General features: G+C 40.8%; 14 protein-coding genes. 1 reads left to right on the top strand and 13 read right to left on the bottom strand.

Annotated features, from left to right (window positions below; translation table 11 throughout):
- Window position 1: 1 nt before the first annotated feature.
- From mreD to PMEL_RS02215, 5 genes are all read right to left on the bottom strand, one after another.
- On the bottom strand, window positions 2-502 hold the full coding sequence (mreD, locus tag PMEL_RS02235; protein ID WP_120173769.1) for a rod shape-determining protein MreD: 501 nt from the start codon (window positions 500-502) through the stop codon (window positions 2-4).
- A gap of 116 nt (window positions 503-618) precedes the next feature.
- Window positions 619-1503 carry a rod shape-determining protein MreC gene (gene mreC / locus PMEL_RS02230; RefSeq protein WP_120173768.1) on the bottom strand — a complete coding sequence of 295 codons (885 nt, stop codon included), beginning with the start codon at window positions 1501-1503 and terminating at the stop codon, window positions 619-621.
- A 12-nt stretch (window positions 1504-1515) separates the two neighbouring features.
- Window positions 1516-2538 (bottom strand): rod shape-determining protein, encoded by a 1023-nt coding sequence (locus tag PMEL_RS02225; protein ID WP_004360435.1) that lies wholly within the window; start codon window positions 2536-2538, stop codon window positions 1516-1518.
- A gap of 46 nt (window positions 2539-2584) precedes the next feature.
- A complete protein-coding gene (locus tag PMEL_RS02220) occupies window positions 2585-3181 on the bottom strand; it encodes an IMP cyclohydrolase (protein ID WP_120173767.1) in 597 nt (198 codons plus the stop codon).
- 207 nt (window positions 3182-3388) lie between these two features.
- A complete protein-coding gene (locus PMEL_RS02215) occupies window positions 3389-3760 on the bottom strand; it encodes a hypothetical protein (protein WP_120173766.1) in 372 nt (123 codons plus the stop codon).
- Between the two features lie 197 nt (window positions 3761-3957).
- Here PMEL_RS02215 and mutY point away from each other — a divergent pair, with 197 nt between their 5' ends.
- Window positions 3958-4962 (top strand): A/G-specific adenine glycosylase, encoded by a 1005-nt coding sequence (gene mutY, locus PMEL_RS02210; protein ID WP_120173765.1) that lies wholly within the window; start codon window positions 3958-3960, stop codon window positions 4960-4962.
- Here mutY and PMEL_RS12460 read toward each other — a convergent pair.
- From PMEL_RS12460 to PMEL_RS02170, 8 genes are all read right to left on the bottom strand, one after another.
- Window positions 4959-5081, bottom strand: coding sequence for a hypothetical protein (locus PMEL_RS12460; protein WP_262697059.1), 123 nt, complete (start codon window positions 5079-5081; stop codon window positions 4959-4961). The two genes, mutY and PMEL_RS12460, sit on opposite strands and share 4 nt — an antisense overlap.
- Window positions 5068-6336 (bottom strand): MFS transporter, encoded by a 1269-nt coding sequence (locus PMEL_RS02205; protein ID WP_120173764.1) that lies wholly within the window; start codon window positions 6334-6336, stop codon window positions 5068-5070. The genes PMEL_RS12460 and PMEL_RS02205 overlap by 14 nt, the downstream gene beginning before the upstream one ends.
- A gap of 1307 nt (window positions 6337-7643) precedes the next feature.
- Window positions 7644-9059: a tetratricopeptide repeat protein gene (locus PMEL_RS02195; protein WP_120173762.1), complete on the bottom strand. Its 1416-nt coding sequence runs from the start codon at window positions 9057-9059 to the stop codon at window positions 7644-7646.
- Window positions 9060-9256: 197 nt separating this feature from the next.
- A complete protein-coding gene (locus PMEL_RS02190) occupies window positions 9257-10222 on the bottom strand; it encodes a PstS family phosphate ABC transporter substrate-binding protein (protein WP_120173761.1) in 966 nt (321 codons plus the stop codon).
- A gap of 13 nt (window positions 10223-10235) precedes the next feature.
- Window positions 10236-11117, bottom strand: a complete 882-nt coding sequence (locus PMEL_RS02185; protein ID WP_120173760.1) for an energy transducer TonB — start codon at window positions 11115-11117, stop codon at window positions 10236-10238.
- A 34-nt stretch (window positions 11118-11151) separates the two neighbouring features.
- Window positions 11152-11838: an ExbD/TolR family protein gene (locus PMEL_RS02180; RefSeq protein WP_120173759.1), complete on the bottom strand. Its 687-nt coding sequence runs from the start codon at window positions 11836-11838 to the stop codon at window positions 11152-11154.
- A 12-nt stretch (window positions 11839-11850) separates the two neighbouring features.
- On the bottom strand, window positions 11851-12501 hold the full coding sequence (locus tag PMEL_RS02175) for an ExbD/TolR family protein (RefSeq protein ID WP_120173758.1): 651 nt from the start codon (window positions 12499-12501) through the stop codon (window positions 11851-11853).
- A 30-nt stretch (window positions 12502-12531) separates the two neighbouring features.
- Entirely contained in the window at window positions 12532-13371 is an 840-nt protein-coding gene (locus PMEL_RS02170; protein WP_120173757.1) for a MotA/TolQ/ExbB proton channel family protein, read from the bottom strand.
- Window positions 13372-13552: the final 181 nt, after the last annotated feature.

The following is a 13552-nucleotide window of genomic DNA, read 5'->3' as shown; positions in this document are numbered from 1 at the left end:
CTTATCGCCTCCTTACGTTCTCAACAACAAGAATAAGAATAAGCGTGAGCAATGAACTACCTCCAATACACTGCAACCATTCAATCACATTAAAGAAACTGAACATCTCTAAAGAGAAGAAGGCCACACTGTATATCAAGGTAAGAATAGCCACATACCACGTATATTGCGGTATGCCAAGCGTATCCATACCTGCTTGGAAATTCTCACTACTATCACGAGGAATGAATAGCTGCAATACATAAGGCTGTAAGGCGGCTATTAAAGTCAATGAACCAGCAGCTACACCTGGCGTATTTGAGAAGGTATCAATCGTTAGACCCATTAAAAACGCCCATAAGAGAATAGCCCACTGAGGATAATTACGAGGAAACAGAAGAATAAAATAGATATAAAGCAATGGCGTGGCAACAGCAAACAGATGAATGTGATTAAGTACAAACACCTGAGTCACTGTCAATACAGCAAACCAAAGCAAACGTTTTAGGAAATCTATATTCATTCTTTCTATTCGTAAATCAAAGGGGGATAAGTGGTTCACACCAAAGTAAGAATTAAACTACAAGGTGCGGTTATCCTACCTCCCATCAAACTTAATTATACAGGTAAACAGTTTACTTACTGTACCCTATTCCCTATCTGACTCTCAAGAGGTTTGATAGAATCTTGTGCTGCCTTAATAACTTGACGTTGATCTCGTATAGAGGCATCATCAATCACACAGACATCACGAAGATTGCCAAAATCAGTTGACAGCTGAATCTGAAGGCGATAAGAGAGTCCATCTTCCGAATTATAGACATGCTTAATCTTACCTACCAACACACCAGCTGGAAATACAGAAGAATATCCACTCGTTACGACACGATCCCCTAACTTAAACTTAGCATGACGAGGAACGTCATCCAAGTAAGCTACATCACGCGCACCACCATTCCAATGAAGATATCCGAAGTAGTCGCGTCCCTGAATAGAACAACTAATATTCGACTTTGAATTTAGTACTGGGATTACAACAGCATAATGAATACCCGCCATATAGACAATACCCACAACACCATTACCACAGGCAACACCCATATCTTTATGTACACCATCCCATGTTCCCTTGTTTATGGTGATAAAGTTATTAGGTTTATCTAACGAATTGGCTACAACCTTAGCTTGTATCAATCGGAACTTTGAAAGGAAACGATACTGTCCCTTATGTAGGAAAGTTGAATCCTTTGTCTTATCATACAGCTGAGCTGATAACTCCTTCACCTGACGCTCCAGTTCAAGATTGCGTTTGGTCAAAGCCTCATTCACCTCACCCATCGTTAGATAAGAGGTAATCTTTGAGCTTCCTTCATAGACCAAACCTGCCACGTAATTCGCTGACGTGAACCACACACTGCCCTGATAGTCATTGAATCGGAACAAAAGAACCATACTCAAGACTTCCAGGGCAACGAACAAGAACCAATGCTTGTACTTAGCAAGGAACTCAGTCAGATTGTGCATGAACGTTAATTGTTATCTCATCAAGAACGAGAAACGGTCTACGTTCTTCAATGCAATGCCTGCACCCTTAGCCACACTGTGCAATGGGTCTTCAGCAATATGGAATGGAATATTAATCTTATCAGTCAGACGTTTGTCGATACCACGAAGCAAAGCACCACCACCACTGAGGTAAATACCATTCTTTACGATATCTGCATAAAGCTCAGGTGGGGTATTCTCTAATGCAGACAGCACGGCATTCTCAATCTTTGCGACTGTTTTATCAAGACAATGAGCAATCTCCTGATAGCATACAGGCACCTCCATAGGAAGAGCTGTGATACGGTTAGGGCCGTGTACAATATAGTCCTCTGGTGCTTCATCACCAAGGTCTGTCAAAGCTGAACCTACGTGAAGCTTGATACGCTCTGCCATACGCTCACTGACCTTTACATTATGCTGACGGCTCATATACTCCTGAATGTCCGCAGTGAGGTCATCACCTGCTACACGGATAGAGTTATTACATACGATACCACCCAAAGAAATAACTGCAATCTCAGTGCTACCACCACCAATATCAACAATCATATTACCTTCTGGAGCCTCTACATCAAGACCCATACCAAGAGCTGCTGCCATTGGTTCAAAGATAAGGTAAACATCACGACCATCAGCGTGTTCTGCTGAGTCACGAACGGCACGAAGCTCAACCTCAGTAGAACCTGATGGAACACCAATTACCATACGCAATGAAGGTGAGAAGAAACGATTACCGCTGTGAACCATCTTGATAAGTCCACGCATCATCTGCTCACAAGCTGTAAAGTCGGCAATAACACCATCACGCAAAGGGCGGATTGTACGAATATTGGGATGTTCCTTCTCGTACATCATCTTTGCATCACCACCTACAGCAATCATCTTATCTGTGCGACGATCCAGTGCTACTACTGATGGCTCATCGACAACAATTTTATCATCGCTGATAATAATTGTATTTGCCGTTCCCAGGTCCATAGCAATTTCCTGGATAAATGAAAATAATCCCATTAATATATGTGTATTTTATAAATGTATATTCTTAACTTAAGTGTGCTTATTCAGTTGTGAACCAACTATGGATAGCTGTGTCGTAGTGGCTACTAACACCGAAAGCACGTTCTGCGAACATCTTACGATCTTCAATATCTGTCTGTGCGCCATTGGTATTGAGAATCTGGAGCAACACTGGATACTCTGCCTTACTTGGTACGATGACAACGTCCTTGAAATTCTTTGCTCCTGCACGTATCAGTGAGATACCGCCTATATCAATCTTCTCAATAATATCTTCTGCGCTGGCACCACTTGCAACGGTCTGCTCGAAAGGATATAGGTCGACGATAACAAGGTCGATAAATGGAATCTCATATTCTTTCATCTGTGCCTGATCACCTTCGTTCTCACGACGAGAAAGAATACCTCCAAAAACCTTTGGATGAAGTGTCTTCACACGACCACCGAGAATTGAAGGGTAAGATGTAACATCCTCTACCTTTTGACATTCATAACCTAATGATTCAATGAATTCCTGTGTACCACCTGTGCTGAGGAATTTCACACCTTCTTCGTCTAACTTCTTGAGCAAATCCTCAAGTCCATCTTTGTGAAAGACCGAAATAAGAGCAGTCTTAATTTGTTTTTTACCAGCCATTGTAAAACATTTTATGGATTTGATTTGCAAAGTTACTAATTATAAGCGACTAAACAATATTTTAAATCAAAAAAAAACAAAAGGTTGCCAACTATTTGCTTAAAGTCTAATAAGCTGCAACCTTTTGTTTTATTATGTCTGCTTCAAGTTCTGCTTTCTTAGAACTGAAGGTTGTTTCCATTGTGCCTATCAAAGGCATTATTTAGCTTAATCCTTACGCTTAACACCAAAAGCATCTAAGATGCCTTGTATCTCACTACCAAGACCAAAGACGCTATTCATCACGCCCTCCTTCGCACCTCGTACCATATAACGTGCGCAATCGCCTTCGAGTCTACCGATATGTTGGCGTTCTGCAATAGTATAGTCATGGCGTGAAATTTCACGACGTATCTTACCGAACTTATCAACGGCTTTACGCCACTTCTTAGCAGTATAGTACTGGCTGTTATCACGCAGTTCGTATGAAAATTTCTCTAAGTCGTTAATAGCTGACTCACGTGTTGCACATGAGCTAACCGAAAGCATTGCCACAATGAGGGCAAAACCCATAAGCATTTTCTTAACCTTGTTTCTCATCTTTTATAACTTCTAATTTTACAATAAATCTCCCTTTTCTTGGCTTGTAATTATAATATCTTACTATATAAAAGTAATGTCAAATTCCGCCTTTTAAGGGTAATAGTCGTCGCAAAAATAGGAAATAATAATGACTTTACCAACAAAACATCAGTTTACTTTTCATTCTTTTTCTACTTTTTAACTACCTTTGTTCCATGAATTTCGCAGCAACACTCCTTCAATGGTTCAAAAACAATGGACGTTCTCTACCTTGGCGAGAGACGAATGACGCATACGCTATTTGGCTTAGTGAGGTCATTCTACAACAGACACGTATCGCACAGGGCATGAGTTATTGGGAACGTTTCATGACGCAATGGCCTACGATAAATGACCTTGCTGCTGCCACGGAAGACGAGGTGCTGAAGGCTTGGCAGGGCTTGGGCTATTACTCTCGTGCAAGAAACCTCCATACGGCTGCACAACAGATAGTTGAATTAGGGGCATTTCCACAAACCTTCAAGGAATTAAAGACACTAAAGGGTGTAGGCGATTATACGGCTGCAGCCGTTGCATCTATTGCTTTTGGCGAACCTGTAGCTGTTGTAGACGGCAATGTCTATCGTGTTCTCTCTCGCTATTACGGCATCGACACTCCTATTGATAGTACCGAAGGGAAAAAGGAGTTTCAAACACTTGCTCAATCTCTTTTACCAACAAGCGAACCAGCTGATTACAACGAAGCCATAATGGACTTTGGTGCCATTCAATGTACACCATCTTCTCCATCTTGTACAACTTGTCCACTGTGCGAAACCTGCGTTGCTTTCCGCGAACAACGTATTAATGAACTGCCTGTAAAAAGCAAGAAAGTGAAACAACGAGAACGTCATTTCACCTATCTGTATATTGAATATGAAGGAGAAATAGCTATCCATCAACGTGGTGCAGGTGATATTTGGCAAGGATTATGGGAATTTCCACAAGCAGAACAGCTTGTTTCGTCTAAAAACTCTATCTGGAAAACAGAAGCGCAACTATTACGAAAAGGAATAAAACACATTCTTACCCATCAAATTCTCCTTGCAGACATTTACCTTTGGCAGCCTAAGCACCGCCCACAACTGCCCTCAGATTTCATCTGGATAGAAAAGCAAGATCTCGATAACTATGCTTTACCACGGCTAATTGAGGTTTTACTGAACGCTGTTCCAGTCTAAATTCCGCCATCCTTCAGCCATCTATCCCACGGTCCGCTTCTACGAGGCACTGCCTCGTAGCCATCCCTTCTCTTCCTTCTTCTCTCTTCAAGGCGCACCCATCGACTACTTCTTCCCAAAGTCTTCATCAATACGAAGCCGATGGGCAACTAAGAATGGGAAGATACAAACTATCATCACGATAACAAAGAACCATTTATAACCCACAGCCTGCGCCAATGCACCAGCAAACAATCCTGGAATCATCATTGATAACGCCATAAAGCCCGTACAAAGGGCATAATGACTGGTCTTGTGTTCGCCCTGACTAAAATAAATCATAAAGAGCATATAGGCACTAAAACCAAATCCATAACCGAAATTCTCGATAAATACAGCTGCACTAATCGCTATCACGTTATCAGGAAGCATATAAGCCAAATAGACGTATGCTAAATTAGGCAATGTAATAGCTGCTGTCATTGGCCATATCCAGCGTTTTAAGCCATCACGACTAATCATCATTCCTCCTATAATTCCACCTATCAAGAGGCCTGCAACACCTATCACACCATTCACCGTACCATATTCTATCTCTGAAAGTGCCAATCCTCCCTTTCCTTTCGGTGCTTGAAGGAAAAGTTGAGAAATAGGTATAATCAAAGCCTCTGGCAGACGGAAGAGAAGTAAGAAACAAATCGTTGTTAAAGCCTGCTCCTTTTTGAAGAAAGAGATGAATGTCTCTCCAAAACTACGAAGCAATTGACTGGCTGACACCTGTTTCCTCTCTGAGTCTTCGGACGGGCGAGGTAGAATAAAGCGATGATAAAGGGAGAGACCCATAAAAAGAGCCATCAAACCATAAAACACAAGCGACCAAGCCCACTGAATATCGAAGTTCTTATGTAAAAAACCAGCGAGTGCAATCAGTCCACCCTTACCAACAACCATTGATATACGATAAAAGGTTGAACGAATACCTACAAAGAATGCTTGATCATGCTGATTAAGTCCCATCATATAGAATCCATCAGCCCCAACATCATGTGTCGCACTACTGAATGCCAGCAACCAAAAGAAACAGATTGTTCCTTGAAGCCATAACGAAGTATTGACCGTAAAGGCTACACCTGCAAAAGCTGCACCCACAAGCAACTGCATAATGACGATCCACCATCGCTTTGTTTTAATCAAATCGAGAAATGGACTCCACAGAGGTTTGATAACCCAAGGGAGGTAAAGCCATGAAGTATAAAAGGTTACTTCAGCATCTGACAAGCCCATTTGCATATAGACCTGCAGAGATAATACGGTTACGGCAATGTAAGGCAGACCTTCAGCAAAATAAAGTGAAGGAATCCATGCCCATGGGGTTATCTTTCTTTCTGTTTTCAATGCTTATTGCGTTTTTGAATTCTGTTATTATCTGTCTTGCTCACAAGATGTCCGTTTTCCACAGCCTACTATCAACAAACTTATAAAAGATACACCAATCGTGTAACCAAAAGGAACAGATAGGATTAGATAGACAAGTCGAACATCAGTGCAGACTATCCTTTTGTGTCTTTTCAAACGATGACAAAGATACATAAATTTAACGAGAAAAAGATGCGAATACACTCACTAAAAAGAATAAAAATAAAAATTATACATTATAAACCAATGATTTTCACTTTTTTTGAAAGCGCCATTAAGATTTTTAGCTTATCTTTGTGAACATGAGGGTTTAATTCATTATATTATCATTTACGCCCATAAACACTAAGAATAAGCATAACAAATAATGATTGAAAGACTCTAATACACTCTACCCTCTCTATTGAACATAGAGAACCATAGAGTAACACAATAAAGAAGCATAACACTGACGAAAGTTGAACTACAATCAAAGTGATATGCTTCTATTTATATTCACGAGAAGTATATTTTTATACATTAAAAGTAATATGCAATCTTGTCAATTACAAATTCTTCCAGATTGAAAATAGAATAAAGGCTTATATATTTGCACCGAATGACTATCCACAATTAGATGGATTTACAAAGGGAGATAAACTACAAGTTAAAACTCAGAAACGACAAAAGATACTATGGTTATCAATTACCATTTCTCTCCACCTTCAACAAACAACTTATCCCTAAACCAATTGATAATTGTAAACTATTTTTATGCAACTCAAAAATAACACATGCTCTTTTGGCTTTGAAAAGACGCTCAATTGACTTACAAAAGGTGCCCTTTTGAAGTCTAACTAACGCCCTTTTGAAGTCTAACTAAGCATCTTTTCAACACAACTATATAACTAACTGATTTACTACTGGTTACGAACTTGCTTTTTACAAGTGTTTTTTCTTTATTTAAAGACACTTTACCCAGCATTATGTAATTATTTTTCAAAGTATCACTTCCAGACTTTTAGAAGAATTAAAATGAAAAGGATTTCTGTGTCGAAGGATAAATAAAGTAGACTGACAAGACAGTCTTTGTTATGTTCTTGTTCAATAAATAACTTCAATTATTCATTTAAAGCTATACGAAAAATGTCAATACACATAACGAAAGAACCATTTTTCGAAAGCAATAAGCAGAAGCTCTAAATAATAATCAACAAACGAAGCAAATCATTATCAAAAGAACATAAAAAGAAAGGGCGACAGTCATTACGACCATCGCCCTTATATCTAATGATTGTTTCAGATAATTACATACCCAAAGCCTTCTTAGCGCCTTCATTGTTAGGATTAACCTTCAGCACCTTGTTGAAGTACTCGTCAGCAAGTGGCTTATTACCCTTCTTTGAGTAATAGTAACCAAGACCATAGTAAACGTTCTCCAAGTAGCTCTTGCTATCCTCATCAAGAGTTGGTTTAGCTTCTTCATAAGCAGCCACCTTCTGATAAATCTCAGCTACCTTATCAGGATCATTCATCAACTGAGCCACATTAGCCTGATTCAACCATACCCAGTCAGAGATTGTTGGGAACTTAGCAACCATCTGCTCGTAAACATCAAATGCCTTTGCAAGAACAGCATTCTTAGCAGCACGATCTGTCAAGCCCTCAGCCTTAGTAACGTATGTGTTAGCAAGTGTTGCCCAGTCATTGTTAGTAGCCTTCTTACTCTTAGAAAGATACTCCTGCTGAACCTCGAGTGCCTTGTCATCATTACCCTGTGCAGCATAGATAGCAGCCAAAGTCTTCAAAGGCTCAATATTGTTCTTATCAACCTCGAGTGCCTTGTTAACAGTGTTGATAGCTTCGTCATACTGCTGAGCACCGCAAAGCGCCTTTGCATATACATCGTAGTCGTTAGCTACCTTCTTACCAGAACCGGCAAATACTACCTTACCATAGTTGATAGCAGAAGCATAATCCTTCAACTCTACAGATGCCATCATTGCAATACGGCTCAAGTACTCACTGTTAGGGAACTTCTGCAAGCCCTGCTTTACAACATCCAAAGCTCTCTGATAGTCCTTTGTAATGTAAGCAGCAAAACCATAGTTATAGAAGTTGTCCTCAGACATATTAGCTGGATTAGCCTTTGCATACCACTCTAATGCCTCCTTGTACTTGCCATCACCAAGCATAATTTCAGCGGCAGTTGCCTCTACTGGATAATCTGGCTTAACTTTACGAAGTTCCTCAAGTTTCTGAACAGCAACCTTAGAGTTAACATGACGGAAAACCTTTGCATAACGCTCGTAAGCTGTTACGTTCTGTGGATCAACAGTAATTGCATTCTGATACTGTGTAGCAGCCGCACCTGCATTACCAATAGAATCCTTAAGAGCAGCAATATCGCCCAAGAGGACATAAGCTAAACTACCCTTGTATTTCTTATTATTGATAACATTGTTTGCAATCTCTGTTGCTGCATCATAATTACGCTGCAAAAGATATACATTACCCAAGGCAACAATAGCCTCTTCACTCTTCTTGAAGTTCTTCTGATACTCCTTAATAAGATCCTTTGCTGCCTTTGGATCATTTGGTGCAGCTTCGATAGCAGCTACAATAGGCTTAAGAGCTACTGCGTAATCAACATCCTGTGCCATTGCTGGAGTTGACATTGCCAACATCAAGGCTCCAGCTATTAAATATTTCTTTGTCTTCATAATTCTTTCTCTTTAAATTTTAATTCAAGTGAACTTTATTCATTAAGACGCCTACCACGGCATTTAGTTTAATTCTATGAGAGTTGTAACTAATGTTGATAAGCAAAATAAATCTTCTCTAATGTTATAACGACCACATTATAATTAATCATAACAGATTATCATTTGCCAATAAATAACACACTATGCTTTACTGACTACTGGGTCTTAACTTCAACTTCACGAATGTTAATTTCACCACGATAAGGCAAGAGACCAGCCTTAAAAATAATCTTCTGACCAATTGGATTGGTTACGAAGTTTGCAAATGCCCAAGGCAATGCTTTATGTGGGTCTGCCACAATAGCATAAATAGTTCTTACGAAAGGATATCTACCATCTAACAGATAAGCCTGATAAGGCTGCCAACTATTCTCTGGCTGTGCAACGGTAGTCTTTGAAAGACCAACCACTCTAATATCTTTCTTGAATGTAGTGTTTGTAGAGTCACGATGGTCATTCAACCAGTTTGACCCGATAACACCTATAGCATTAGGAGTGTTATGAACATAGTCGATAACCGACTTACTGTTACTTGCAGCAACAATGTTCGCACTCTTGATATTCTTTCCACCTAAAATTGAGTCGACTACATAATGCAATGTTGCTGAAGCTTTGTTATCAAAAACAACTTCAATATCACCCTTATCATTCTTAGGGTTCAATTGATTCCATTTTGCAATCTGACCGCTGAGAATCTTCTTAACATCGGTAACGGTAATACACGAGTCTGCATTAGCTTTGTTAACAATGAAAGCAATTCCATCATATCCTATCGGGAATACCGCTGGGATAGGACCTTTCCCTCGTAACATCGCATCTTCTCCCTTCGTCAATGCATGAGAAGTAAAGAAAAGATTAACTTTCTGGTCGAGGAGCAGTTGCATACCTTTGTTGTCATCTGTGTAGATTGGCAACAAGTGAGTTTCTGGGTAGCGGAACTGATAAGTCTGTAACAGTTCCTCTATAATAGGACTAAAACTTTCGTCAGAGGCGAACTTAATCGTCCCTGACGTCGGTGTATCTGTTCTACCGTCCTTGCGTTTCTTCTGTCCGCAAGCAGACAGAAGAAAACCAAGGGATAGTATCAATCCTACTGTTATGTAGAATCTGGATCTTTTCATATAAAATTTGCTTTTACTGCAGTTTGAAGGTAATTGGAAGGGTAAACCAAACGTTTGCTGGCTGACCATTGTTCATACCTGGAGACCACTTCGGCATGCTGTTAACAACGCGAAGTGCCTCACGGTCGAGTGCCTGGTCAACACCACGAACAATCTGTGCCTGACTAACGCTACCGTCACGTCCTACAACGAACTTAACGATAACACGTCCCTGCACACCATTCTCTGCTGCAACTGCTGGGTATTGGATATGAGAAGCCAACCAAGCATTTACATTAGGGAATGAAGGCATAACCTCTGCCACTGTGAAGACCTTGTTTTCAACCTCCTGCTTTGGCTCTGGTTTTGGAGCTTCAACAACAGGCTTCTCAATCTTTGGTACAATCTGTTCTGGAGTAGCAACAGTGCTACGAGCAGCAACATCAGTACGATCTTCCGTACCTTCCTTGTTCTCAATACCGACTGCCTTGTTCTCCTTATTCATCTTGACCATTGGTGGCATCTCTTCCTTAACGTCCTTATCATCCTTGATGACAGGGGCTGTAAACTTAACAGTTGCACGAGTTTCAGGAACAACCTTTTCAGGTTCAACCTTCTTAGGCTCTTCCTTCTTCTGCTGCTTCTTACGCTCAGCCTGTTCCTTCTTAGCCTGCTCAAGAGCTGCTAACTCCATCTTTGCTGCATATTCAGCTTGCGCAGCCAAGTCGTCGTTATGCTTCTTGATCTGATAAGCTAAGTAACCACCACCGAGGAATGCAGCACAAAGCAGAATAGCTAAAGCCTTGATGTTACGCTGAGAAACAGTTTTACGAAGCTTGTATGCACCGTACTCCTTGTTCTTGTCGGCGAACACCATGTCGACCCATTTAGGATCGCATAAATCTATTTTTGCCATTGTTTTCTTTCTTTAATTGTTTACGAATCAGTGATTAAGCTTTGATACCTTTCTTGGCTAAGAGAGCCTTGTCTTGGTCTGTCAGCTTGTCAATGACGTAAGTTCCAATATATGAAATCTGCATTTCATCGAGGATGTCTACCAAATGACGATATGACGCCTGGTCCGTTGGCTTAATAATGACAGTCATGGTTGAAACCTTTTTGCCATTAATCATACCAGTTTTGATCGCAGACAACTCAGCCTGATAAATGCTATCAGGATAAGAAGCTGGATTAGCCTGCTTCTTACGATTCAGTTCCTTCACCGCAATATCCATATCCTGATATGGGATAGAAACTGGATCACCTGTTGAAGGGTCACCCACCTGCTTATGCTGAAGAACGTAGCGAATACCACTTGGAGTGTTACTCCAATCAGCTGGCTTCAGCCAATTAGCGTTATCATACTCTGGTTTACCGTTACCGTAGAAGATTTTATCTCCGTCAGCAATGTAAATCGTAATAGAGTGTGACTCCTTGGCCTCATTCTTCTGATCTTCTTTCTGAGTTTTATCATTACTTGGCATCGTCAACTCCATAGTTGAAGGCTTGCTAAGTGAAGTACAAAGCATGAAGAAGGTAATCAGCAACATAAGCATATCCACCATCGGCGTAAAGTCTACGCGTACGGTTAACTTCTTCTGCTTGCCGCCTTCTTTTCCTGTATCCATCATTTCCATACTTTGATCTCCTTACTTATTAGCTGCCTGAGCAGCCTTTTTAGCGTCCAACTGTGTGATCATATAGTAATGGCTCTCATCCATATCCTGGAGTTCGCTCATTACCTTCTTAACGGTACCATAAGGAGAATCAGCGTCTGACTTGATAGCAAGTCTAACCTTAGGGTTCACCTGGCGGGCTGCGTTAACCCACTGCTGGAACTCAGTCATCTCCTGTCCTTGGATACTATCGAGAGGAATACCCATCTTAGGGAGTTCATTACCACGCTCTGCTGCTGGCTTTGACAAATAAGCAGCCAATTTATCGAGCGGAGTACCAAATGTAGACTCAGCAACAAAAGTTTTCTTCTGTGCAGGAGTCAATGTTACGCCCATCTGATCTACGATCTGACCCAACTCATTGGTATTATCATAGCTCATGAAAACCTGGCCTTCACCAGTAGGCGTTCCATTAGGTCCTTTTTGAGGACTAACGAGAATTGTCAGGACACCATTCTCAGGCACCTTAGTTTCAGACACAGAACCCGGAGTATTTACCTTCACTGGCTCGTTCTTTACGAACGTAGATGTCAGCATGAAGAAGGTAAGCAACAGGGTCATAACGTCTGACATAGGCGTCATGTCGATAAAGGTGTCACTCTTCTTAACTTTTACTTTACCCATAGCGATAAATTTTTAAAGGGTCAGCAAAAATTAAGCCTCGTCTGTGTGGTTTACTTCGTATGTCTGAGCGATAGAATAACCAACCTCGTCGAGGGCGAAAGTCAACTTGTCAACCTTGTTTGAATAGTAGCTATAAGATACTACCGCAAACCAAGATGTTGCAATACCGAATGCAGTGTTGATCAACGCCTCAGAAATACCAGCAGAAAGTGCAGCTGAGTCAGCACCACCACCTGCAGCAAGAGCAGAGAACGACTTGATCATACCGGTTACAGTACCGAGAAGACCAGTAAGAGTACCAAGTGTTACGAGAGTAGCAATGATAGGGAGGTTCATTGTCAGAGTTGGCATCTCAAGCTGAGTAGCCTCCTCGTGAGCCTGCTGAATCTTAGCTACCTTCTGAGCCTTCTTAAGGCTTGCATTAGCACCAGTCTCCATATCCTTGTAAGCGTTCAAAGAAGCCTTAACAACGTTTGCTACAGAACCCTTCTGCTGATCGCAGAGCTGGTTAGCCTTAGCAAGGTCATTTGAATTAAGAGCACTCTTGATGTTTGCAACGAACTTTGGAAGGGCACCCTTACCGAAAGCAGTCTTCAAAGCCATCCAACGCTCGATAGACATAGCGAGTACAGTCAACAAGAGAGTGTGAATAACTGGAACGACTACGCCACCCTTAAAGATGGTACCCCAAACGTCAGCTGGGTTCTCACGTGCAGCTCCATCCTGGAAGTGCATTTCATTACCGAACCATGTGTAGAACAATGTGAACGCAACGACAGCGCAAACGACGATAATCCAGAATGCACCTCTAACTCCTGTGAAGCCCTCAGCCTTTTTCTGTGGGGCTGGTTTTTGTTGTGTAGTTGCCATAATTTGATAAAATTTTAATTTTTAGGTTATTAATGAATTAATTTGTTAATATCTTTCTGATTTATAAGCCTTTGTATGTGATTCCCATCGTAAATGAGAGTTCGCCATGGCTTCTTATCTCCGCAAAGATAGTAATTAAAAGAAAACTACAAACACGATTAATAACATTTAACAGTTAAAA

The organism is Prevotella melaninogenica, assembly GCF_003609775.1.
In the GTDB taxonomy this organism is placed as follows: domain Bacteria; phylum Bacteroidota; class Bacteroidia; order Bacteroidales; family Bacteroidaceae; genus Prevotella; species Prevotella melaninogenica_A.
The sequence above is the reverse complement of the archived record's forward strand: the minus strand, read 5'-3'. Positions and strand labels throughout refer to the sequence as shown.

What these genes read in the sequence shown, in the direction of transcription:
- mreD (WP_120173769.1), bottom strand. Translation starts at nt 502, where the DNA reads ATGAATATAGATTTCCTAAAACGTTTGCTTTGGTTTGCTGTATTGACA.
- mreC (WP_120173768.1), bottom strand. Translation starts at nt 1,503, where the DNA reads ATGCACAATCTGACTGAGTTCCTTGCTAAGTACAAGCATTGGTTCTTG.
- PMEL_RS02225 (WP_004360435.1), bottom strand. Translation starts at nt 2,538, where the DNA reads ATGGGATTATTTTCATTTATCCAGGAAATTGCTATGGACCTGGGAACG.
- PMEL_RS02220 (WP_120173767.1), bottom strand. Translation starts at nt 3,181, where the DNA reads ATGGCTGGTAAAAAACAAATTAAGACTGCTCTTATTTCGGTCTTTCAC.
- PMEL_RS02215 (WP_120173766.1), bottom strand. Translation starts at nt 3,760, where the DNA reads ATGAGAAACAAGGTTAAGAAAATGCTTATGGGTTTTGCCCTCATTGTG.
- mutY (WP_120173765.1), top strand. Translation starts at nt 3,958, where the DNA reads ATGAATTTCGCAGCAACACTCCTTCAATGGTTCAAAAACAATGGACGT.
- PMEL_RS02195 (WP_120173762.1), bottom strand. Translation starts at nt 9,059, where the DNA reads ATGAAGACAAAGAAATATTTAATAGCTGGAGCCTTGATGTTGGCAATG.
- PMEL_RS02190 (WP_120173761.1), bottom strand. Translation starts at nt 10,222, where the DNA reads ATGAAAAGATCCAGATTCTACATAACAGTAGGATTGATACTATCCCTT.
- PMEL_RS02185 (WP_120173760.1), bottom strand. Translation starts at nt 11,117, where the DNA reads ATGGCAAAAATAGATTTATGCGATCCTAAATGGGTCGACATGGTGTTC.
- PMEL_RS02180 (WP_120173759.1), bottom strand. Translation starts at nt 11,838, where the DNA reads ATGGAAATGATGGATACAGGAAAAGAAGGCGGCAAGCAGAAGAAGTTA.
- PMEL_RS02175 (WP_120173758.1), bottom strand. Translation starts at nt 12,501, where the DNA reads ATGGGTAAAGTAAAAGTTAAGAAGAGTGACACCTTTATCGACATGACG.
- PMEL_RS02170 (WP_120173757.1), bottom strand. Translation starts at nt 13,371, where the DNA reads ATGGCAACTACACAACAAAAACCAGCCCCACAGAAAAAGGCTGAGGGC.